This window comes from Nocardia asiatica NBRC 100129 (genome assembly GCF_000308415.1).
Classification (GTDB): Bacteria; Actinomycetota; Actinomycetes; order Mycobacteriales; family Mycobacteriaceae; genus Nocardia; species Nocardia asiatica.
In genome coordinates this window covers 18,824-38,966 of the sequence record NZ_BAFS01000065.1, presented here as the reverse complement: position 1 = coordinate 38,966, position 20,143 = coordinate 18,824, and the positions used below count along the sequence as shown (strand labels likewise).

Here is a 20,143-nt window from a genome sequence, read left to right as displayed (position 1 = left end):
CGCCGAGCTAGGCGACGGGAGCGGGCTGCCGCACAGCCGATTTCGGCGTCGGGGTGAGCGTCTTGTCCAGATCCGTGCGCAACGTCGTCGCCGAGTCGAGCAGGTAGTTCTGGCGCACCTTCCACGGATGACGATCGCCTTGCCGCGGGAACTCGCCGATGGAGCGCTGGATGTACCCGGAAGCCAGATCCAGCAGCGGGTGCTCGGCCAGTTCGCCCTGCGGTTGCGGCACCACGGAGGCGTAGCTCTTGCGATCCATGTGGTTGAGCACCTTGCAGATCAGCCGGGAAGAGAGGTCGGCGCGCAACGTCCAAGAGGCGTTGGTGTACCCGATGCACACGGCGAAGTTGGGCACGCCGGTGATCATGGTCCCCTGCCAGACGAACTGCTCGGACAACTCGACCCGCGCGCCGTCCACGCTGGGTGAGATACCGCCGAAGGCCAGCAGTTTCAACCCGGTCGCGGTGATCACGACGTCCGCCTCGAGCACACGGCCGGACCGCAGCCGGATGCCCTCCGGCACGAACGCATCGATGTGATCGGTGACGACGTCGGCCTTGCCCTTCTTCATCGCCTTGAAGAAGTCCGCGTCCGGCACCGCGCACAGCCGCTGGTCCCACGGGTTGTAGCTGGGCGTGAAATGCTCCGCGACGGCCTTGTCGTCCTTCAGGATGCGCGTGGTGAGGCCGGTGAGCAGCTTGCGCGCCGCTTCCGGACGCCGTCGGCAGTACTGGTAGAAACCGATGCCGAACAGGATGTTCTTGGTGCGGATCAGGCGGTGCGCCAGCCGGGCCGGGAGCAGTTCGCGGATTCTGTCGGCCACTTTGTCCCGGCCCGGTACGGCGCTGATCCAGGTCGGCGTGCGCTGCAGCATCGTCACCGACTGCGCCTGCTGTGCCATGGCCGGAACCAGCGTGACGGCGGTGGCGCCGCTGCCGATCACGACGACGCGCTTGCCGCGATAGTCGAAGTCCTCGGGCCAGAACTGCGGGTGCACCACCTCGCCGGTGAAGGAGGAGATGCCGGGGAACTCCGGCGCGTACGGCTGCTCGTAGTCGTAGTACCCGGCGCAGGCGTAGAGGAAGCCGCAGCTCAGCGTGCGCGTCTGGACGCCGCCCGACGCGTCGCGCTGCTCCAGCGTCAAGCTCCAGCGCGCGGCGCCGCTGTCCCAGTCGGCGGCGACCACCTTGGTGCGATAGCGGATGTGCCGGTCGATGCCGTGTTCGGTCGCGGTCTCGGTGATGTAGCGCAGGATCGACGGACCGTCCGCGATGGACTTGGCGTCGCGCCACGGTTTGAACGGATAGCCGAGGGTGAACATGTCGGAGTCCGAGCGAATCCCCGGGTAGCGGAACAGATCCCAGGTGCCGCCGAGCGTGTCGCGGGCCTCCAGCACGGCGTAGGTCTTGCCAGGGCACTCGGTCTGCAACCGATAGGCCGCGCCGATACCGGAGAGTCCGGCGCCGACGATCACGACATCGAGGTGCTCGGGTGCAGCGGCGGTCTCGCTCATGCCTCCAGTGTGCGAGCCGAGTGGTTACCTTTCTTGACTTTGCGCGACAAGTATTTGATCCTCGACGACATGTCGGTGATTCGGTCCGCGGGGCTGCGCGGATTCCGCGCCACCGTGGCCGAGCTGGGCGGGGACGCCGAGGCGCTGGCCACGGCATGCGGGCTGCCGGTGGCCGCCCTGGACGCCGACGACCTGCTCGTGCCCGACGATCGGGTCGCGGGCGTGCTGGAACTGGCCGCGCAGCAGCTGCGCTGCCCCGATCTGGGCTTGCGGATCTCGCTGCGGCAGGACCTGGACATGCTCGGCCCGCTGGCGCTGGCCATCCGGAATTCGCCGTCCTTGGCCGACGTGCTCGAATGCTCGGCGCGATACCTGTTCCTGCACGCGCGGTCGCTGAGCCTGACGCTGGAACCGGACCCCTACGGCGATCGCGGCGTGCTCGCGCTGCGGTACGGGGTACAGGCCGGATCGGCCACGCCCGTGCAGGGCACCGATCTGGGGTTGGCGTTCGTGCATCGGACCATCGCGCGCCTGGTGGACGACCGCTACGGCTTGCGCTCGGTCGAGCTGCCCTACCGGCCGCGGGCCCCGATCGCCGACTACGAGGAGTTCTTCGGCGCTCCGGTGCGCGTCGAGCGGCCGTTCGCGGCGCTGCGGGTGCCGAGCAGCCTGGCGAGCAGGCCGCTGTCCGGCGGTGACGAGAATCTGCACCGGCTGGCCATGGCGTTCCTCGCCGAACAGTCCGGCGGCGCGGACGCGGCGATCGCCCCCAAGGTGCGTGCCGCGGTCCGGCAGCTGCTCGGTACGTCCGCGCCCGAGATCGGCGCTGTCGCGAGGCTGCTCACCGTGCATCCGCGCACGTTGCAACGACGTCTCGCGGCCGAGCGGACCTCGTTCGCCGCGATTCTGGACGAGATCCGCCGCGATGCGGCGCGCCGCTACCTGACCACCACGGATATGCCGATGAGTCAGGTCGCCTCGCTGATCGGACTGTCGGAGCAGGCGACGTTCACCCGCTGCGCTCGAAGGTGGTGGGGCACAACGCCTACCGCCGTACGGCGCGCCGGTCCGCACGCAAGAACGCAGGCGCACAACACTTTCGGGTGACGACTCGACTACGGCCGGATGTCCGATCCGCCCGCTTCGGTAACGGTTCCAAGCGAATGCGTTCGGTCCGTTCCCTCCTCGACGCTCGGACTTTACCGTCGAAGACGGGGTAGGTGTGCCCCGGAAGGGGGACCCATGAGCACCGACACCTGGCTTGCCCGTGTGGCGGACACGCTGGCCCGCATTCCCGGCTTCACGTCGCACCAGGGGGCGTTTCTCGCCGACGCGCTGGCTCGGCCGGGGCGGTACCTGCTCGTGCACCGCGATCCGGGCCGCACGCCCGCCGACCACGCCCACGCGCTGCTGATCTGCGGGACAGGGCTTTTCGCGTTGCGCTTCGCCGATGACGTGCCCGCCGAACTCGACGACATCCACCGCGACGTCGAAAAGAGGTTCGGCAAGTTGCAGTTCGGGCGGGAGAAGGTGGTCGCCCACGACGTGCAGATCGTCCTGCTCGTCCCGGCCGCGGCGCAGCTGCGCGAGGACGGTCGCTTCGCCGTCGCCGGGCCCGGCGAGCTCGATCGGGTGATCCGCGCGCGAGACCGGCAACTGCGCCCGAGCCGGGCACAGGCGATCGCGAACACGATCGCGCACCAGTCCGCGCGCGACTACGACCTGCTCGACATCGAAGAGGACGGCCCACCGGATCTCGCCCTGCTCGAACGGGCGGACGTGCTCGCTCCGCAGCGGGACACGGCGCTGCGGAGCCCGTTCCAGCACTGGATGACATTCCTGGACCCCGAACAGGAAGCTCTGGTCAACCGCGCCTACACCGGCCCGGCACGGCTGGCCGGGCCCGCAGGCACCGGCAAGACGGTGGTGGCCCTGCACCGGATGGCCAGGCAGGCCAAGCGATCCACCGGACGTCAGCTGTACACGACGTTCGTCAAGACCCTGGCGAACTGCCAAGAGACCTACTTCCGCCGGCTCGCGCCCGGGACCGAGGGCCGGGTGCAGTTCGCCGGACTGCATGCTTGGGCGCTGGATTTCCTCGGTCGGCGGATCGCGGCGCCCAGGCTCGACCCACAGGGCGCCGACCAAGCTTTCGCTCGCGTCTGGGCGGACGCGAGAGCGGACTTCGAGGCCATCGAGCCACACGAGAGCTACTGGCGGGAGGAGATCGACCGGGTCATCAAGGGGCGGGAGATCGACGATCTCGACGTCTACCAGCGCACCGAGCGCTTCGGACGCGACGGCATCCGCCTCGACGGCGACCAGCGCGCCGAGGTGTGGCGGCGGCTCTACGTCCCCTACGTGCGCGAGATGCGCCGGCGCGGCATCTCCGACTACAGCGACGTGATCGCCGTCGCGCTGGCCGAGATCCGCAACGAACCGCTGGCCGAACCGTACGACGTGGTCGTCGTCGACGAGGTGCAGGACATGACGCTGGCCGGGCTGCGGCTGGCCCATGCCATCGCCGGGGGCAACGGATCGAGTCCGCTGCTGCTGCTCGGCGACGGCCAGCAGCAGGTGTACCCGGGCGGCTGGCGAATGGCCGACGCGGGGATCAACCTGCGCGGGCGCGGCGAGATCCTGCGGGTCAACTACCGCAATCGCCGCCGGGTCTGGGAGAACGCGGCAGGCATCGACGCGGTCAACGCCCTGGGCGATTTCGACGACGCGCCCGGTGTGCTGTTGCGCGACGCCGACGTCGCCCTGCCCGACGGCCTGGTGCACATCTGGCGTGGACCCGACCCGTACCTGGAGGCCGCGCTGGTCCGGGGCGTCCGAGAGTGCGGAAAACCGCTGTCGGATATCGCCGTGCTGACCAGGACGCGCCAAGAGAGCGATCGGCTCGCCGGGGCGCTCGACGCCGTCGGCATAGCGACGCTGCGCCTCGAGGAGTACGACGGGACGCCGAGGGACGCGGTCAAGGTCGGCACGGTGCACCGGGCCAAGGGCCTCGACTTCGCCGCCGTCTTCCACCCGACCTGGTCGGGCGGCGGGCAGCCGGGCGCGGGCGCGAGCCGCGAGCGAGCCGAACTCGCCGACCGCCAGAAGCTCGTCGCGATCACCAGGGCGCGCGACTACGCGTGGATCGGTATCCGAGACGACCGTCCTGGCGCCGACCGGAGCTAGCGGGTCGCCGTCGTCCCGAGGGCCGGGGCGAATCCAAAGGCCGGGACCAGGCCCGGGTCGCCGAACGCGGTGATCCGGATGATCGAGTCCTTCGTAGTGGTGAGCACCGCGACGCCGAAAGCCCGATAGTCGCAGCCGTTTTCCCGGTGATAGGCCACCGCGGCCAGTTGTCCGTTGGCCGCGGCGGGAAACAGCAGCCACTCGCCCGGGGCGCCGAGGACCTGCTGGGCCAGGTAGTCGACGCAGGTTCGTTTGCCCGCGAACCAGGTGCCCGACGGCGGCATCTCCAGCACGGCGTCGCGGTGCAGCAGTCGTTCGAGCGCCGCGGGATCGGCACGGTGGAACGCGGCAAGGTACTCGTCGAGCAGCGCGCGTTGTCCCGGATCGCTGGGCGGCACGGCCTGCTCGGCAGCCGTCGCCACTTCGGCGAGCCGGGCCCGCGCGCGCTGCAACGTGCTCTTCACCGCCGCGGTGCTGGTGTCCAGCAGATCGGCGACCTCGGCCGCGGGCATGCCGAGGACCTCGCGCAGCAGCAGCACGGCACGCTGTCTTCCGTTGAGGTATTGCAGGCAGGCGATGAGCGCCAGGCGCAGGCTGTCGCGAGCCACCGCCACGCCGGCCGGGTCCGCCGACTCCGGCGTCACCAGGGCGTCCGGCAGTGGCTCGAGCCACCTGACCTCGGCGGCGGCCACCGGCGGCGCGGACGGGTCCGCGCCCGGTGCGCCGAGGCCGGACGGCAGCACACGCCGCCCGTGGTGCCCGAGCGCGGTCAGGCACGCGTTTGTGGCGATCCGGTACAGCCAGGTCCGCACCGAGGAGCGCCCCTCGAAGGTGTCGAAGGACCGCCATGCCCGCAGATAGGTCTCCTGTACCAGGTCTTCGGCGTCGTGAATCGAGCCGAGCATGCGGTAGCAGTGCGCGAGCAGTTCCCGGCGATACGGCTGGGTGCGGCAGGTGAATTCGGCGTCGGGCAGCGCGCTGGTCGAGGTCATCCGCTGGTCCTTTCCTGTCCACGGAACGTGAGCCGTCACAGATGAGACCGGGCGGGACCCGAAAAAGAATCGCAGGCCCCGATTCCTCCGGCTTCCGGCGGAAGTCCGCACATCGGGAATCACCGTGGTTCCCGCATCGAAGGAGGAGAATTCCCATGCCACTCGACCACACCGTGCGCGCCCTGATCGACGGCCCCCACGCCGCAGTGCTGGCCACCGCGAACGCGGACGGCCGTCCGCAGTCCTCGGTGATCTTCGTCGACTACGACGGCGACACCCTGCTGTTCAGCACGATCGAGGGACGGCTGAAAACCCGGAACATGCGGCGGGATCCCCGGGTGAGCCTGCTGGTGCTCAGCCGCGCCGACGGCCGGTACGTGGAGGTGCGCGGCCGGGTCGAGATCACCGACGACCCGGAGAAGACCCTGTCCACCGCGATGTACGCCAAGTACATGGGCGGCGCGACGCCGCCGCCGGAACCCGAGGCGCGGCGGCTGATCGTGCGGATCGCACCGGAGCGGGTCTACGTCTTCCCACCGGCTTGAATCGCCACTGGGAAGGGACGATTCGGCCGCTAGACTTCCCGGGATCGACTGGGAAGGGGGCCGCATGGACGCGGTTATCAAGGAGGTCGCCGAGGAGGGCAAGCGGCTGATCGACCGAGCCTGGCTCGGCGAACTCAGCCGCGACCAAGCGGTGCACATGTTCGTCCAGGTGGGCGACGGTATGGTGCGCTACGAGACGGCGCTGACCATCATCGACGACGGCGTGCAACGGCTGGCCGCCAACGCCAGGCGGCTGCGGATCCTGCGCTGGTGCGCGATGCTGGAGTTTCCCGTGTTCGGCACGTTCGCGGTGCTGGCGGTGTTGCTCGGGGACTACACCACCGCCGCGCTCTCGATTCTGTTCCTGCTGATCCTGCAGATCATCCACCGCACGATGCTTCCGCATCCACTCGCGATTCCGCGCCGGCACCGCGATTAGGTCCCGTGGACGCGTGCGGCGTTGATTAAGGTGCGTTCATGGCTCGAACCACCAGTGCCTCCGGCGCGCATCCGCACGAACCGCACGGCGACGGTTTCGCAGGCAAGCTCAATTGGCTGCGCGCGGGCGTGCTCGGCGCGAACGACGGCATCGTGTCCACGGCCGGGCTGGTCGTCGGCGTCGCGGCGGCGACGACCGACACCGCGGCGTTGTTCACCGCGGGCATCGCGGGTATTTCGGCGGGCGCGATCTCGATGGCGGTGGGCGAATACGTATCGGTCAGCACCCAGCGCGATTCGGAGCGGGCCCTGCTGGCGAAAGAACGCCGGGAGTTGCGCGACGAGCCGGACTACGAGCTGGCCGAACTGTCGGAGATCTACCAGGCGAAAGGGCTGACGCCCGAAACGGCGCGCAAAGTCGCCGAGGAACTCACCGCGCACGACGCGTTCACCGCGCACGCGGAGGCCGAACTCGGCCTGAACCCCACCGAGCTGACCAATCCCTGGCAGGCGGCGTTGTCCTCGGCGGTGGCTTTCACGCTCGGCGCACTGCTGCCCTTGCTGGCGATCCTGCTGCCGCCGGTCACCGCGCGCATTCCGGTGACGTTCGCGGCCGTGCTCGCGGCGCTCGCCCTCACCGGGTCGGTCAGCGCCGGGCTGGGTGGCAGCTCCCGTGGCCGAGCGGTGCTGCGGGTGGTGGTCGGCGGTGCGCTGGCCATGGCCGTCACCTACGGTATCGGGCAGCTGGCCGACGTCGCCGGAATCTGACGTCGTCGCGATCCGACGCACGACTGCCGCTTTCCCCACGCACGCCGCTGCCGGGCGTAGACCATCGGTCTGCGCCCGGCATCTGGTCGCCGGTCGCGGTCAGCGCTTGAACGCGTCCCGCAGTTTGTCCGCGGCCCGCTTGACGTTGCCGCGAGCCTGATCACGCCGCCCCTCGGCCTCCAGCCGGGAGTTTCCGGTCGCTTTGCCGAGGAATTTCTTCATGCTGCCCCTGGTCGCTTGCACTCGGTGCGCGAGGCGATCTTCGAACTTCATGCCGAATTCCTCTAGTAGTACCAGCGGCGGCCACCCACCGGACGGCCCACCGAGCCGGCCACCAGCAGTACGAGCCCGATGATCAGCACGATGATGCCCGCGGTGGTGAGCAGCGAAATTCCGAGCAGCCAGCCCAGAACCAGGAGGATGAGGCCGAGAATAATCATTGTCGTATTCCTTTTCTCTCAACTATTTCGCGGTCACGGGTTTCGAGGTCGATACCGTCGCGCCGCGATCGGTCCGGGCGCCACCCGAACCGGGTGCGCGCAGCCACCGCCGCCAGGCCGGCTCCCCGGCAGCGCCCTTGACGGGAGCGGTGTTGTCCGACGCCAGATCACGCCGCACCGCCGCCATCTCGCGACGCGACTGCGCAAGTTCACGACGTGCGACCATGCCGCGGCGGGTCGCCCGCCAAGCGCCCGCTAGGACGAGCGCCAGTCCGAACATCCCGATCGCCCCTAGCACGACGCCGTAGCCGAACAGCGCGCCGGTGGAGCCGTGGAAGTGATAGTCGAATACCGCGAAATCGCTCGTCAGTTGCTGAGCGGGGCCTGTGTTGCCGACCACGGCGGCAACTCCGATAATCACGGCCGCGATCAAGGCGACGAGCCCGATGATGATGATCATGGCAATCCCTGGGGGTCGAGTCGTATGACAACTCCGTTATTCCCGGGGTCCGGGCGATCAAACGCGGCGAAAAGGAAAGTTTGGGCGGGACGAATCGGTCAATGCGAATTGCATGACCTACACAGTTACTCTGCACAACGTCACCCGCGAGTCCGCGTCGGCCATCGAATCCGCGCTGCGCGGCGTCAACGGCATCGACTCCGTCGACATCGACGTACCGTCGGAGCGCGCCCTGGTGAACTCCACGACGCTGACCTACGGTGAGGTTCTCGACGCGATCCGGCAGACCGGAGCCTCCGCCTCCTGATCGGAGCGCCCTGCCGCGCGAGACGGCAGCGCCCCCGCCGCGCGAGACGGTGTATTCGGTCCGTGCGGAGACCATCCCCACCCGTGCGCACGCCATCGTGCGAGATGATGGCCGGGTGACCGACGTGTTCGACCCCGAATTCGCACGAGACCCGTGGCCCGCGCTCGATCGGCTGCGCAGCGCAGGGGGCGTACATCGCGTCCGGACGCCGGACGGCCCGCCGGCTTGGCTGGTCACCCGATACCGTGATGTGCGGGCCGGCCTGCTGGATCCACGGCTGTCCACCCGGGTCCGGCACGCGCAGGGGGACGACTATCGCGGCTTCCTCGTACCACCACCGCTGGACGAGATGCTCAACGCCGCTCCGGCCGATCACGCGCGGCTGCGCAGCCTGGTGACCGCCGAGTTGTCGCCGCGCAGGCTGGCCGAGTGGGCCGAACTCGCTCCCGGGCTGGTGGATTCGCTGCTGCGCGAGCACGCTCCGGGCACGACGGTCGATTTGGTCGAGCGGCTGGCGGTGCCCCTGCCCGCGGCCGTGCTGAGCGAACTGCTCGGTTTGGACGGACCCGTCTCGGAACGTCTGCTCGGCTGGGCGGATTCGACACTGCTCGCGTCGGCGTCGCCGCCCCGCGCCCGCGACACCCTCGCCGCCATGCACGCGATCATCACCGCCGCCACCGCGCGGGCCCGGCCCGGCACGGCGCTGGGCCGGTGGGTCGCCGCGCACCGGGACTGCGGCTCGCCGAGCGCCGACGAACTGGCCGGACTGCTGTTCTACCTGCTGTTCGTCTGGTACGAAGTGCTCGCCGACCTGATCGCGGGCTCGCTGCTCACCCTGCTCGGCCATCCCGGCCGGGTGCGGATGTGGCGCACGGCGGCCGACAAGCAGTCCGCCGTGGACGAATTGCTGCGGTACCTGTCTCCGCAGGTACTGGCGGGGCCGCGTTTCGCGACGACCGACCTGAGCCTCGGCGACACCACGATTCGCGCGGGGCAGACCGTCCTGCTGTGCCTCGCCTCGGCCAACCGCGATCCCGAATTCTTCGACCAGCCCGGTGAATTGGACCTGGTCAGGGACCGCGGGGCGCAACTCGGACTCGGCTACGGCATGCACGCCTGCCTGGGCAACGCGCTGGTGCGCACCGTCACGGTCGCGGCGATCGATCACGTCCTCACCCGGTGGCCGGACTCGATGCTCGCGCTGCACGAGCGAGAGATCGTCTGGCGCTCCGGTTTTCGCCATCGGGGTCCGCTGGCACTGCCGGTGGAAATGCGATGAGATGGGGCGAGCGACGATGATCGCCCCACCTGCTCCCGCTTTCGGATGCCGGGCCTCTCGCGGTCACCCACCCCTTCGGGGCGACCACACCGGCATGCGCCGGCGGAGCACGGACGAGTATGATCTACGACACACACGCTGTCAACTACAGGAGACACGGTGACCATGGGGGAGGAAGCACACCCGTTCACGCGGGCTCTCAACACGCTGATCAACGGAATGCACCCGCCCGCGAGCAAAGACGGACGGCCGCAGGAGATCACCCATCGAGCGCTCGCCGAGGACATCCACCGCACCACCGGGACGAGCCTGTCCGCGAACTACCTCTGGAAGCTGCGCACCGGGCAGGCGGTGAACCCGTCCTATGAGACGCTCGAGGTGTTCCGCGGCTACTTCGGGCTCGACAGCCTGGATCCGTTCACCGATCCGCAACTGGCGGCCGCGCGGGGCAGCGAACTGGCATTGATCAACGCGCTCAAGGGAAATGCCGAGCACGAGGTGCTGGAACTGGTGCTGCGCGACGGCCTGCAACAGGGTACGGTCCGCGCGGAGTCGGTGCTGGCGATGCTGGACATCCTGCGGCGCATCGAGAACGAACAACGCGAGTGAGCGATGCGGATCGCGGCCTGGAGCAAGGACGGAGGTGACCAGCCGGTGCTGGATCGTCGCTGGCTGCGCCGCGAACTGCGCGGCCTCGGACTGCCCGGCCGGTTCACCGTCGTCGAGCTCGCCGAGGCGATCGCCGGGCGCCGCGCCCGGCCGCTGCGCCTGCGTCCGGAAAGCTTTCCGGTGACCGGGCTCACCGGCGGCCTGCTGGTCACCGACGCGATCGACTTCATCGCCTACCAGCGCAACACCTCGAAGGTTCACCAGGACCACATCATCTGTCACGAACTCGGCCATCTGCTCGCCGGGCACCGCACCGTCGACGTCCGCGGCGTGGCGGCGGTTCGACTGCTCGCGCCGAACATCGACCCCGCGGTCGTGCGGCGGATACTCGGGCGCACCAGCTACGCGCAGCCGCAGGAGCGCGAAGCGGAGCACATCGCGAATATGCTGATGGCCCATCACATCACCCAGTGGACCGCCAGGGAAGAGTGGGTCCTGCCGGATTCCGCGCCGGTCGCCGCGCGCCGCCTGCTGGACGCGCTGGGGCCGGGGCAGGGCTGAGCCGATGTGGTTCGGACTCGTCTACGGCGGCGTGGCCGCCTTGGCCTTCGCCGCCTTCCTATGGCGCGTCGCCCTCGCCCTGCGCAATCCGGGTAGTCCCGCGCGATGGGCCGTCGCGTTCGCCATTCTCGCGGCGGGGATCGGATTCGAAGCGGCTGTGCCGCAGATCTACTCCTGGATCGGGGACGTCTCCGGGATTCCCAATCTGGCTTCGCTCGTGGTCTACGGCTCCATCGCGAGTGCCGTGCTCGCCCAGGTGGTATGGACCGGGTTCATGGTGGCGTCCCAGGAGCCGGAGGCCGGGACGGGGCGGGGTGTCCTCACGCTGCCGGTGCTCGTGCTCGCGGTGTTGGTCGTGCTGTTCACCGTGGCTCCGGTGCACGATGCGAGTCATCCGACCGACTTCGACGCCCACTACGCGAAGGTGCCGCTCGCGGTGGTCTTCCTCGGCGTCTACCTGACGGTGTACTCGGCGGCGCTGCTCCGCATCATCGTGTTGTGCCGCAGGTGGATCGGCGAGGTCGACCAGATCTGGTTGCGGCGGGGTCTCCGGCTGCTCGCCGCCGGCAGCGCCGTCGCGCTGGGTTACAGCGCGGGCAAGGTGATCGCGATCGGCGCGGCGTGGTTCGACGTCGATCTGCGTGCCCTCAACACCGACGTCGCGCCCGCGTTCGCGAGCCTGGGCGCGACCGTCATGCTGGTCGGTTACCTGTGCCCCTCCCTGGCGCCCTGGCTGCTGCACACGAACGCCCGGCTGCGGGCGCTGCCGCGGCTGCGCCCGCTGTGGCTGGCCCTGCGCGAGGTGGACCCGGAGCTGGCGCCCACGCCCGACCGGAACACGGCGGCCCGCGATCGGGTGTATCGCAGGGTGATCGAGATCCGGGACTGGCTGCTGCGCCTGCAACCGCACCTGTCCGCCGAGGCGACCGCGATCGCCGTGCGCCTGGCGACCGAACTCGCCGTCCCAGTCCGCACCCGAGCCGCCGCGATCGAAGCCGCCCGCATCGCCGCCGCGCTGCGGGCGTACCGGCTGGGCCTGCCACCCGCCGGGGACGACGAATCCTTCGCCGAGCCGAGCCTGCCCACGCTGGCAGCAGAGCTGGCTTGGCTGGCCGAGGTCGCCGACCAGTTCGACACCGCGCCTTTGGTTTCCGCGACGCTGACCGCGCTGGAGAATCCCACTGGTGGGCGCTGAACTCAGTACGCGCGGCTCGGCGCCCCCGTCCGCCGGATCGGCGCCATCGTCCACCAGGTGACGCAGCGCCACACCCATTCCAGTGGACCGTAGGCGAACAATCGCAACCACACGGCGCTGAACACCGCCTGCACCACGATGATCGTGACCGCCAACCCCAGGACCGTCGCGTAGTCGTCGGAGCCGAACAATCCCAGCCGTGGTGCCGCCAGCAGGATCGCAGCAGTGGCGCCGACGTAGTTGGTCAAAGTCATGCGGCCCAGCGGGCGCAACACCTCCGCCAGCACCTGGCCTGGTTCGATCCGCAGCAAGAGCAGTAAGCCGGTGAGATACGCCAGTGCGCCCAGCAGACCCGCCACAGCTATGGCGGGGGTCGACCACAGCTCGAGATACGGCGTGCGGTATTCCCACCTGCCCGCCAGTATCGCGGCGGGCAGGGCCAGGACGAAGACCGCACCGATCTGCCAACCTCGCTCGTCCAGGGTGTCCACGATCCCGGCCCGCGCGGTGGCCGATCCGAGTAGGAACAATCCCGGCACCAAGGCCAGTCCGCCGCCGAGGGCCAGCGCGACGCCGAAGGTGCCGGCCAGTCCCGCCAGCAGCACCACCCAGTTCGGCAGCGCCGACGCGGGCACCAGGATCAGCAACCCGGCCAGCGCGTACGGCAGCAGCGCCTCACCCGGCTGGAACTGCTGATGCACCAGACCGACGACCGCGAGCGCGAGCAGGCGGCGGATCAAGACCAGCCGCGGCCGCTCGCTCCGCTCCGCCGCCGTGTCCATCAGCAGGGCGAAACCGATCCCGAACAGGAACGAGAAGATCGGGAAGAACCGTCCCTCGAACACCACCGACAACACGTGGCGAAGCGGGATCACCACGCCCGATCCGTCCGTCGCGACCATCCCGGTGATCTGCCAGATGTTCACTACGAGAATCCCGCACAGCGCGAACCCGCGCACCGCGTCCAGTTCCTCGATGCGCGGCGGACCAGGGTCGTTGTGCATGCGTTTCACGGTATCGAGCAGCCGCCGTCACACCGGGATCTCGCGGGGAGATGTCGCACACATTGATTAACGCACTAACTATTAGTGCGCTAACTTGAAGCAGGACAAGGAGGCTCGATGGAGACCGAGATCGATGATCCGCTGCGCTTGGACCGGCAGGTGTGCTTCGCGCTGGCGGTGGCCAACCGCGCGGTGCTCGCCGTCTACCGGCCGCTACTCGAGCCGCTCGGGCTCACCCACCCGCAATATCTGGTGATGCTCGCGCTCTGGGGCGAGGCGCCGATGTCGGTCAAAGCGATCGCCGAGGCCATTCAGCTCGATTCCCCCACCTTGTCCCCGCTGCTCAAGCGTTTGGAAGCCGCGGGGCTGATCAGCCGGGGCCGCGACAGTCGCGACGAGCGCAACCTGGTGGTGGACCTGACTTCGGCGGGAGCCCGGCTGCGCGAGCAGGCCGAGCGGATTCCGCCTGCCGTCGTGCGCCGCCTCGGCGTCACCCTGGCCGACCTCGAGGAGCTGCGCGAAGTCCTCACCCGGGTGAACGAGGCGGCCCGCCGATCGGTGCTCGCCGGGCCCGACGCCATCGCCGCCGAAGCAGGAGCACAGGCATGACCGCAGAGCGCCGACGTCCCGATCCGATCCAGTGGATCGGCTACGCATTCGGTCGCCGCCTGCCCGAATCGATGCGGGATTGGGTGCGCGCGGACCTGACCGGGAGGTTCGCGACCGTCCGGCACATCCTGCGCGGGATGGTGCCGTTCACCCCGCTGTTCGCGGCGTTCCTGCTGTTCCCCGGCGAATTCTGGCTGCGCGGCGCGATGGTCCTGCTGGCGCTGCTGCTGGCCCTGTTCTACACCGTCGCGTTCATGCCGATGAACCGCGCGCACCGGCTCGCGAAGCACGGGCTGCCCGCGGATCTGGAGAACCCGCGCCGGGCGCGGCAGCGCGAGGTGGAACGGGCGAGGTACGCGGCGCGGCATCCGCACTGAGCGGCTCGAGCGCGCAGTCCTGTGCCCCGGGCCTGCCGCAAGCGGGCGAGACGCGGCCGCCACATTTCACGGGCTGGCGGCGAGTCCGACGAAGGCCGCGAACACGGCCAGGTGGACGCCGCCCTGCAGGAGCGTCGCCCGCCCCGGAACGACGGTCAGCCCGCCCACCACGACGGTCAGGGCCAGCAGCACCATCTGGGTCGCGCCGAGGCCGAGCACCAGGGGACCGTCCAGCCAGATGCTCGCGACCGCGATCGCCGGAATGGTCAGGCCGATGCTCGCCATACCCGAGCCCAGGGCGAGATTGAGACCGATCTGCACCTGGTCGCGGCGCGCGGCGCGCACCGCGGCCAGCGTCTCGGGCAGCAGCACCAGCAGCGCGATCACCACACCCACCGCCGAGGGGGGCAGCCCCGCGGACTCGACCGCCGACTCGACGGCGGGCGAGACCACCTTCGCCAGTCCCACCACGCAGATCAGGGCGACGACCAGGAGACCGAGACCGGCCAGCGCGGCGCGCCCACTGGGCAGCTCGGCGCGCCCGTCGTCCTCGGTGACGACGCCGTCCGCCTCGACCGGCAGGAAGTCGTCCGGATGACGCACCGTCTGCACCATCACGAACAAGCCGTACAGCGCGAGCGAGGCCACCGCGGCGAAGGCCAGCTGCGCGGGCGAGAACTCCGGGCCGGGCTTGCTCGTGGTGAAGGTCGGCAGCACGAGGCTGAGCGTCGCGAGGGTGGTTACGGTGGCCAGCGCCGCACCGGTGCCTTCCGCGTTGAACACCGCCACCCGCCTGCGCAGGGCGCCCACCAGTAAGCAGAGCCCGAAGATGCCGTTGCAGGTGATCATCACCGCGGCGAAGACGGTGTCCCGCGCCAGGGTGGCGGTCTCGTCGCCGCCCGAGCCCATCAGCGTCAGGATGAGGGCCACTTCGATCACGGTCACCGCGATCGCCAGCACCAGCGAACCGAACGGTTCGCCGACCCGGAGCGCGACCACCTCCGCGTGGTGCACCGCGGCGAGCACGGCCCCGATCAACGCCGGCACCACGATCGCCACCGCGACGCCGGGCAGACTTCGGCCCCACGTGGCCGCGAGAGCGAAGACGGCCAGGAGCGGCACGAGAACGGTCCAACGGGCGAGCAGCACACGGATCATGCCCACCATCGTCCCAGCAAACTATCCGCATCCCCGTCGGGCGACCGACTTCGACCGCCCGGCCGCGCGCTCAGTCGTCCAGATCGATGCGGAGGGTGAGCAGATCGGTGCCGACGACCCGGACGGCCGCGCTGTTGGCCCGCGGCAGGGCGGCCAGACGGGCGCGCGGATCGTCGTCGGGCAGCAGGTGCGCGGTGCCCGTGTGCCACCTTCCGTGCAGCCGCAACCGAACCCGGTTGTCCGCCTTGATATTGCGAACATACTGCGAACGCTCACCGAACTCGGAGACCAGCCAGAATTCCTGCCCGATCTTCCGCCCGCCGATCGGGGTGATCCGAGGCTGTCCGCTGACCCGGCCGGTGGTCTCCAGCAGAGTCTGCCCGGGCAGCCTGCCAAGGATCGGGTTGCCGACGGCACGCTGGAACGCCGTCACCACCCGATGCTGGATGTCACGCAAGTTCGGCATGCCGCGACGGTAACACCGGCGGCGTCCGCGAGCAGGTCTCGCCGGGAGCACGATTCATGCGCTGAGCAGGGCACGGGCAGTCCCACACCGGGGCATGGCCCGCACAGATACCCGGGCGCAAACTCCCGCACGCGGCAGCGCGCAGGATCGACCGCCCGTGCCGCAGCACCGGGCTGGGTGAGGCATGCCCTGAGCAATCGGACGAGTCGCCATGCGCGACAGAGTCATTTGTGATGTGCGCCATAATCTCCGCGTACGCCAATAACTCTCCGCAGCTCGTTCCAGCTGCGGAGACAAGGTGGCCGCACCGGGTCGGCGCCCCTCGACTCGTAGCAACGTCGAAGCTCGCACCCGCGCGAAACCACTGGCAGGAACCGCTTTCCCGGCGACACCACAGCCGCGCCCGCGGACTCCCGATCGCGGTGGACCTCGAACGCCGCGCCGAGGCGAGGTCGTTACCGAAGAACATCCGGCAAGGAATCGACCGCGCGGCGGTCGATAAGCGAGAATTTGGCGGTGCGCACTCAGTTCACTGCCGAGCTCATCGCGTTGACGAAAGATTTGACGCTGATGTGCACGCTCGCCCACGACGCCGTCGAGCGTGTCACCGACGCGCTCGTCGGCGCCGACCTCACCGCGACCTACGAGGTTTTCGCGCTGGACGAGCAGTTGCAGAAGATGTACGGCGCGTGCGAGGCGCGCACCGTGGTGCTATTGGCGCTGCAGGCGCCGGTGGCGCGCGACCTGCGGCATGTGGTGACCGCGATCCAGATCGCCGGTGAACTGTCCCGCATCGGCTGGCTCGCCAGCCGGGTGGCCGACCAGGTGTATCGGAGCCATCCGGGACACGTGGCCACTCCACCCATCCTGGACGTCCTCGCCGCGATGGGGCAGCTGGCTGCGCGACGCACGGCGTTGGCCGCGCAAGCGGTCGCTGGCCAGGTACAGGCCGAGGAGCAGACGCCTGCGGCGCGCTCGATGGAAACGCTGCACCAGCAACTGCATGCCACGCTGCGCGAGCCGCGGACCCAGCCGCCCACCGAGGTAGCGATCGATATCGCGCTGCTGGGCCACCACTTGGAACGCTGTATCGACCACACCGCCCGCATCGATCGGCTCATCCGCTTCCTCGACACCGGGGTCCCCCCGACCGCCCAGCCCAGCGACGACGAGTAAGCCCAGTCCTACAGTGGAACCGTGCTGTTCGACTCGGCGGCGGAGGCACTGATCTCGGACGGCGGATTGGCCACCGAACTGGAGGCGCGCGGCCACGACCTAGCGGGCGCGTTGTGGTCGGCCCGGCTGCTCGTGGACGAACCCGCCGCGATCGAGGCCGTGCACGCGGCCTACTTCCGGGCGGGCGCCGACATCGCCACCACCGCGACCTACCAGGCATCGGTCGATGGTTTCGCCGCGCGCGGGCTGACCAGGGCGGATTCGGTGCGGCTCTGGCGGCGTGGCGTGGCCCTGGCCCGCGCGGCGCGTGACGCCTGCGCCGACGGGCGACGCCGATGGGTCGCGGCCTCGATCGGCCCGTACGGCGCCGCCCGCGCCGACGGGTCGGAATACCGTGGCCGCTACGGGTGCACCGTGGCCGAACTACGGGCATGGCACCGGCCGCGGATGGAGGTGCTCGCGGAGGCGGGCGCCGACCTGCTGGCGCTGGAGACCGTTCCCGACATCGATGAAGCCGAAGCGCTGGTAAGCCTGGTGGACGAGATCGGGGTGCCAGCGTGGCTCAGCTACACCATCGACGGCGCGCGCACCCGCGCCGGGCAGCCACTCGCCGACGCTTTCGCGGTAGCGGCGGGCTCGGACTCGATCGTCGCGATCGGCGTCAACTGCTGCGCGCCCGCCGATGTCACGGCCGCGGTCGAGCTCGCGGCTCGCACCGGCAAAGCCGGGATCGCCTACCCCAACAGCGGCGAAGGATGGGACGCGCAGCGCCACCGCTGGACCGGTCCCGCGCGGTTCGACGCGCGTCGCGCCCATGACTGGTTCGCGCGAGGCGCGCGCGTCATCGGCGGATGCTGCCGGGTGGGCCCCGCCGACATCGCCCGTCTCGCAACCGAACTGAAGGGCTCCGCGTCCATCGCGGACGGCACCGCCACCGATCCGCCCGGCTGAACACTCCTGCTCCGATGGCGTTCGCCGCGACGACCCGCCGGACGGGTCACTGCTCGTCGAGCATCGGGAAGCGACCGGAACCGAGCAGCCCCGCGATCGCGTCCATCTTCGCTCGCGGCGCGGCGTAGTCCGGGTGCGCGCGCAGCACCGACGCCGCATCGTGCAGCCGGATCATCTGCTGTTCGGCCTCGGCCGCGGTGCGCCCGCCCGGACTGACCGGATGGCGCGTGTACACCGGACGGCGCGGATCGACCCGCCCCAGCGCGAGCGCCCGATCCACCCGCCGCGAACAGCGGCAGAACGCCTGCGGGTCGACCAGGCCGCAAGTCGCGTTCAGGAAGTTCCCGAGCCGTTTCTTGGCGCGCTGCAACCGCTTCCGGTAGGCGGCGGGGGTGATGCCGATTATCCAGGCCGCCTCGGCCGAGCTCAGCTCGAACACGTCGCCGAGCACGAAGGCCACCCGTTCGTCGCGGGCCAGGCATTGCAGCATGCCCTGGCTACACGTGAGCCGGACTTCGGCGGTCAGCAGCACCGCTTCCGGTCCGCGATAGTCCGCCTCCGACAGCCCGTCGGCCAGTCCGTCCCGGTAGGCGTCCAAGCTCAGCTGCGCGGCCTCCTGCGGAGTCTGCCGCCGCAGATTCAGCAGGTGGTTGACGCCGATGCGGTAGGCCCAGGTGAGCAGCTTCGCTTCGGCGCGCCAGGTGTGCAGATGGTCGAGGACGCGCACCATGATCTCCTGCGTGGCGTCCTCGGCCTCGTCGGGCCGCCAGACCATCCGCAGGGCCAACCGGTAAAGCGGGTCCTGTAGCAGGCGCACCACCTGGGCGACGGCGTCCCGGTCGCCCGCGACCGCGCGGGCGACCATGACCTTCTCCTGCGCCGCGACCCGCTCGTGCTCCGTAATCATCCGGCCATCATTCGGCCGGCGCCGAGGTCGGCGCAAGCGGCGGCGGGTCACACCATGGCCGGGCTCACGACCGAGCGACCGCCCCGATCAGGGCGTGCCGGTCGAGCCAACCCGCGACCGCCCGGCCGATCTCCTCCGGCCGGTCCTCCGGCGCGTGGTGGCCGGCCGGGCCGATCGGCGCGACCTCGGCGCTCGCGAAAGTTTCCGCCGCCCAGCCGATCACCTCCGCCGACCCCAGTCCGACTCCGTTCGCCAGCGCCATCAGCAGTTTGGGCACCTCGGGAGTCGCGGCCGCCCACGCGCCGTAGTTCGCCACCACAGCGACCACGTCGGCGGGCTCGCCGTCCAGCGGGAATTCACGCGGCCACGCCAGCAGCGGCTTGCGCGACTCGGGCGTGGGGTACGGCGCCCGGTACACGGCGTGATCCTCGGCCGACAGGTCGGCGACGCCCTTCGGCAGGTTGAACTCGATGAAAGTGTTCTCTTCCAGCACCATTCGCTCGCCCTCCGCCGACCGGAACTTCCGGAACAGCTCGGCGCCGAGCGGAGGCATCTCGTCCCAGCGCATCGACCGCAGGAACGTCTCGATCAGCGCGACGCCGCGCACCCGGCCCGGATGCCTGGCGGCCCAGTCCATGCCCAGCGCGCCACCCCAGTCGTGGCCGACCAGCACCACTTGGTCCAGCGCGAGCGCGTCGAACCAGGCGTCCAGGTAGGCGGCGTGGTCGGTGAATCGGTAGTCGCTGACGGGCTTGCCCGACTCCCCCATGCCGATCAGGTCCGGCGCCAGCGCCCTGGTCCGGTCCGCGACGTGCGGGACGACGTTGCGCCACAGATACGAGGAGGTCGGATTGCCGTGCAGGAACACCACGGGGGTGTCGCCGACACCGGTGTCGCGGTAGTGGATGAAGGAGTCGAGTACGTCGACGGTCGGCATGATGGGTCCTTCCGGGTCGGAAATGTTCTGCCTGCACCCGTTTCGACACACGATTTCGCTTGTCTGTGACCGGACACTAAGTGAGTGTCGTCACACCGAAGACCAGCCTGAACCCATCGATCGCTGCGCCGTCATCTCATGGTGACATCCGTAGTCATGCAGTAGGCGCATGGCGCAAACTGAAGAACGGCTGAGAAAGTTTTCGAACCATCGGAACGAACTTGCCAATCGACATCTCGCCTATCTACTGTCTTGATACGTAGAA

The 20,143-nt window shown here is 69.7% G+C and carries 24 protein-coding genes; 14 read left to right on the top strand and 10 right to left on the bottom strand.

What is annotated here, in order from left to right:
• Positions 1 to 7: 7 nt before the first annotated feature.
• Entirely contained in the window at positions 8 to 1,513 is a 1,506-nt protein-coding gene (locus tag ON27_RS06700; RefSeq protein WP_043720977.1) for a flavin-containing monooxygenase, read from the bottom strand.
• Positions 1,514 to 1,552: 39 nt separating this feature from the next.
• Between ON27_RS06700 and ON27_RS06695 the strand changes: the two genes are divergently transcribed.
• Positions 1,553 to 2,620, top strand: a complete 1,068-nt coding sequence (locus ON27_RS06695) for an AraC family transcriptional regulator (protein WP_245559824.1) — start codon at positions 1,553 to 1,555, stop codon at positions 2,618 to 2,620.
• 135 nt (positions 2,621 to 2,755) lie between these two features.
• Entirely contained in the window at positions 2,756 to 4,699 is a 1,944-nt protein-coding gene (locus ON27_RS06690; protein ID WP_043720974.1) for a UvrD-helicase domain-containing protein, read from the top strand.
• On the opposite strand, the gene ON27_RS06685 is transcribed toward ON27_RS06690, so the two are convergent.
• Entirely contained in the window at positions 4,696 to 5,691 is a 996-nt protein-coding gene (locus ON27_RS06685) for a sigma-70 family RNA polymerase sigma factor (RefSeq protein WP_043720970.1), read from the bottom strand. The two genes, ON27_RS06690 and ON27_RS06685, sit on opposite strands and share 4 nt — an antisense overlap.
• A gap of 155 nt (positions 5,692 to 5,846) precedes the next feature.
• Here ON27_RS06685 and ON27_RS06680 point away from each other — a divergent pair, with 155 nt between their 5' ends.
• The 3 genes from ON27_RS06680 to ON27_RS06670 all read left to right on the top strand — a co-directional run bounded on the left by ON27_RS06680 (position 5,847) and on the right by ON27_RS06670 (position 7,442).
• A complete protein-coding gene (locus tag ON27_RS06680; protein ID WP_043720967.1) occupies positions 5,847 to 6,236 on the top strand; it encodes a PPOX class F420-dependent oxidoreductase in 390 nt (129 codons plus the stop codon).
• A gap of 64 nt (positions 6,237 to 6,300) precedes the next feature.
• Positions 6,301 to 6,675 carry a hypothetical protein gene (locus tag ON27_RS06675; RefSeq protein ID WP_043720965.1) on the top strand — a complete coding sequence of 125 codons (375 nt, stop codon included), beginning with the start codon at positions 6,301 to 6,303 and terminating at the stop codon, positions 6,673 to 6,675.
• Positions 6,676 to 6,713: 38 nt separating this feature from the next.
• Positions 6,714 to 7,442: a VIT1/CCC1 transporter family protein gene (locus tag ON27_RS06670; protein ID WP_043720961.1), complete on the top strand. Its 729-nt coding sequence runs from the start codon at positions 6,714 to 6,716 to the stop codon at positions 7,440 to 7,442.
• 99 nt (positions 7,443 to 7,541) lie between these two features.
• On the opposite strand, the gene ON27_RS41130 is transcribed toward ON27_RS06670, so the two are convergent.
• From ON27_RS41130 to ON27_RS06665, 3 genes are read right to left on the bottom strand one after another with little or no spacing between them, the layout of a single operon-like run.
• Positions 7,542 to 7,715: a CsbD family protein gene (locus tag ON27_RS41130; RefSeq protein ID WP_083887407.1), complete on the bottom strand. Its 174-nt coding sequence runs from the start codon at positions 7,713 to 7,715 to the stop codon at positions 7,542 to 7,544.
• 11 nt (positions 7,716 to 7,726) lie between these two features.
• Positions 7,727 to 7,882, bottom strand: a complete 156-nt coding sequence (locus tag ON27_RS43840; RefSeq protein ID WP_085994835.1) for a DUF6131 family protein — start codon at positions 7,880 to 7,882, stop codon at positions 7,727 to 7,729.
• A gap of 22 nt (positions 7,883 to 7,904) precedes the next feature.
• Positions 7,905 to 8,342: a hypothetical protein gene (locus ON27_RS06665; protein WP_051046275.1), complete on the bottom strand. Its 438-nt coding sequence runs from the start codon at positions 8,340 to 8,342 to the stop codon at positions 7,905 to 7,907.
• 112 nt (positions 8,343 to 8,454) lie between these two features.
• On the opposite strand from ON27_RS06665, the gene ON27_RS06660 reads away from it, so the two are divergent.
• The 5 genes from ON27_RS06660 (at position 8,455) to ON27_RS06640 (ending at position 12,293) form a co-directional block, all read left to right on the top strand.
• The gene (locus ON27_RS06660; RefSeq protein WP_043720958.1) at positions 8,455 to 8,649 is read left to right on the top strand and encodes a heavy-metal-associated domain-containing protein; all 195 of its coding nucleotides are present in this window, start codon (positions 8,455 to 8,457) and stop codon (positions 8,647 to 8,649) included.
• Positions 8,650 to 8,764: 115 nt separating this feature from the next.
• Positions 8,765 to 9,928, top strand: a complete 1,164-nt coding sequence (locus tag ON27_RS06655) for a cytochrome P450 (RefSeq protein ID WP_043721065.1) — start codon at positions 8,765 to 8,767, stop codon at positions 9,926 to 9,928.
• A 159-nt stretch (positions 9,929 to 10,087) separates the two neighbouring features.
• The gene (locus ON27_RS06650) at positions 10,088 to 10,537 is read left to right on the top strand and encodes a hypothetical protein (RefSeq protein WP_157227102.1); all 450 of its coding nucleotides are present in this window, start codon (positions 10,088 to 10,090) and stop codon (positions 10,535 to 10,537) included.
• Between the two features lie 3 nt (positions 10,538 to 10,540).
• A complete protein-coding gene (locus ON27_RS06645) occupies positions 10,541 to 11,098 on the top strand; it encodes an ImmA/IrrE family metallo-endopeptidase (RefSeq protein ID WP_083887406.1) in 558 nt (185 codons plus the stop codon).
• A gap of 4 nt (positions 11,099 to 11,102) precedes the next feature.
• Complete coding sequence (locus ON27_RS06640) at positions 11,103 to 12,293, top strand: MAB_1171c family putative transporter (protein WP_051046273.1); 1,191 nt, start codon at positions 11,103 to 11,105, stop codon at positions 12,291 to 12,293.
• Positions 12,294 to 12,295: 2 nt separating this feature from the next.
• Here ON27_RS06640 and ON27_RS06635 read toward each other — a convergent pair whose 3' ends face one another.
• A complete protein-coding gene (locus tag ON27_RS06635) occupies positions 12,296 to 13,297 on the bottom strand; it encodes a DUF418 domain-containing protein (RefSeq protein WP_043720951.1) in 1,002 nt (333 codons plus the stop codon).
• 117 nt (positions 13,298 to 13,414) lie between these two features.
• Here ON27_RS06635 and ON27_RS06630 point away from each other — a divergent pair, with 117 nt between their 5' ends.
• Together ON27_RS06630 and ON27_RS06625 are read left to right on the top strand one after the other, a co-directional pair.
• Entirely contained in the window at positions 13,415 to 13,906 is a 492-nt protein-coding gene (locus ON27_RS06630; protein WP_043720948.1) for a MarR family winged helix-turn-helix transcriptional regulator, read from the top strand.
• The gene (locus tag ON27_RS06625) at positions 13,903 to 14,283 is read left to right on the top strand and encodes a DUF5313 family protein (protein WP_043720946.1); all 381 of its coding nucleotides are present in this window, start codon (positions 13,903 to 13,905) and stop codon (positions 14,281 to 14,283) included. The genes ON27_RS06630 and ON27_RS06625 overlap by 4 nt, the downstream gene beginning before the upstream one ends.
• Positions 14,284 to 14,349: 66 nt before the next feature.
• Here ON27_RS06625 and ON27_RS06620 read toward each other — a convergent pair whose 3' ends face one another.
• Positions 14,350 to 15,429, bottom strand: coding sequence for a calcium:cation antiporter (locus tag ON27_RS06620; RefSeq protein WP_245559828.1), 1,080 nt, complete (start codon positions 15,427 to 15,429; stop codon positions 14,350 to 14,352).
• A gap of 82 nt (positions 15,430 to 15,511) precedes the next feature.
• Complete coding sequence (locus tag ON27_RS06615; protein ID WP_043720937.1) at positions 15,512 to 15,907, bottom strand: nitroreductase/quinone reductase family protein; 396 nt, start codon at positions 15,905 to 15,907, stop codon at positions 15,512 to 15,514.
• A 516-nt stretch (positions 15,908 to 16,423) separates the two neighbouring features.
• Here ON27_RS06615 and ON27_RS06610 point away from each other — a divergent pair.
• Both ON27_RS06610 and mmuM read left to right on the top strand, forming a co-directional pair.
• Positions 16,424 to 17,083 (top strand): phosphate signaling complex PhoU family protein, encoded by a 660-nt coding sequence (locus ON27_RS06610; RefSeq protein ID WP_043721054.1) that lies wholly within the window; start codon positions 16,424 to 16,426, stop codon positions 17,081 to 17,083.
• A 48-nt stretch (positions 17,084 to 17,131) separates the two neighbouring features.
• On the top strand, positions 17,132 to 18,034 hold the full coding sequence (gene mmuM, locus ON27_RS06605; RefSeq protein WP_043721051.1) for a homocysteine S-methyltransferase: 903 nt from the start codon (positions 17,132 to 17,134) through the stop codon (positions 18,032 to 18,034).
• A 46-nt stretch (positions 18,035 to 18,080) separates the two neighbouring features.
• On the opposite strand, the gene ON27_RS06600 is transcribed toward mmuM, so the two are convergent.
• Together ON27_RS06600 and ON27_RS06595 are read right to left on the bottom strand one after the other, a co-directional pair.
• Positions 18,081 to 18,941, bottom strand: a complete 861-nt coding sequence (locus tag ON27_RS06600) for an RNA polymerase sigma factor (RefSeq protein WP_043720934.1) — start codon at positions 18,939 to 18,941, stop codon at positions 18,081 to 18,083.
• Positions 18,942 to 19,005: 64 nt separating this feature from the next.
• Positions 19,006 to 19,878, bottom strand: coding sequence for a haloalkane dehalogenase (locus ON27_RS06595; RefSeq protein WP_043720931.1), 873 nt, complete (start codon positions 19,876 to 19,878; stop codon positions 19,006 to 19,008).
• Positions 19,879 to 20,143 lie beyond the last annotated feature (265 nt).

Excerpts from the sequence above, each read along its gene's own strand:
- ON27_RS06700 (WP_043720977.1), bottom strand. The coding sequence starts at position 1,513 with ATGAGCGAGACCGCCGCTGCACCCGAGCACCTCGATGTCGTGATCGTC.
- ON27_RS06690 (WP_043720974.1), top strand. The coding sequence starts at position 2,756 with ATGAGCACCGACACCTGGCTTGCCCGTGTGGCGGACACGCTGGCCCGC.
- ON27_RS06685 (WP_043720970.1), bottom strand. The coding sequence starts at position 5,691 with ATGACCTCGACCAGCGCGCTGCCCGACGCCGAATTCACCTGCCGCACC.
- ON27_RS06680 (WP_043720967.1), top strand. The coding sequence starts at position 5,847 with ATGCCACTCGACCACACCGTGCGCGCCCTGATCGACGGCCCCCACGCC.
- ON27_RS06675 (WP_043720965.1), top strand. The coding sequence starts at position 6,301 with ATGGACGCGGTTATCAAGGAGGTCGCCGAGGAGGGCAAGCGGCTGATC.
- ON27_RS06670 (WP_043720961.1), top strand. The coding sequence starts at position 6,714 with ATGGCTCGAACCACCAGTGCCTCCGGCGCGCATCCGCACGAACCGCAC.
- ON27_RS41130 (WP_083887407.1), bottom strand. The coding sequence starts at position 7,715 with ATGAAGTTCGAAGATCGCCTCGCGCACCGAGTGCAAGCGACCAGGGGC.
- ON27_RS43840 (WP_085994835.1), bottom strand. The coding sequence starts at position 7,882 with ATGATTATTCTCGGCCTCATCCTCCTGGTTCTGGGCTGGCTGCTCGGA.
- ON27_RS06665 (WP_051046275.1), bottom strand. The coding sequence starts at position 8,342 with ATGATCATCATCATCGGGCTCGTCGCCTTGATCGCGGCCGTGATTATC.
- ON27_RS06660 (WP_043720958.1), top strand. The coding sequence starts at position 8,455 with ATGACCTACACAGTTACTCTGCACAACGTCACCCGCGAGTCCGCGTCG.
- ON27_RS06645 (WP_083887406.1), top strand. The coding sequence starts at position 10,541 with ATGCGGATCGCGGCCTGGAGCAAGGACGGAGGTGACCAGCCGGTGCTG.
- ON27_RS06640 (WP_051046273.1), top strand. The coding sequence starts at position 11,103 with ATGTGGTTCGGACTCGTCTACGGCGGCGTGGCCGCCTTGGCCTTCGCC.
- ON27_RS06635 (WP_043720951.1), bottom strand. The coding sequence starts at position 13,297 with ATGCACAACGACCCTGGTCCGCCGCGCATCGAGGAACTGGACGCGGTG.
- ON27_RS06630 (WP_043720948.1), top strand. The coding sequence starts at position 13,415 with ATGGAGACCGAGATCGATGATCCGCTGCGCTTGGACCGGCAGGTGTGC.
- ON27_RS06625 (WP_043720946.1), top strand. The coding sequence starts at position 13,903 with ATGACCGCAGAGCGCCGACGTCCCGATCCGATCCAGTGGATCGGCTAC.
- ON27_RS06615 (WP_043720937.1), bottom strand. The coding sequence starts at position 15,907 with ATGCCGAACTTGCGTGACATCCAGCATCGGGTGGTGACGGCGTTCCAG.
- ON27_RS06600 (WP_043720934.1), bottom strand. The coding sequence starts at position 18,941 with ATGATTACGGAGCACGAGCGGGTCGCGGCGCAGGAGAAGGTCATGGTC.
- ON27_RS06595 (WP_043720931.1), bottom strand. The coding sequence starts at position 19,878 with ATGCCGACCGTCGACGTACTCGACTCCTTCATCCACTACCGCGACACC.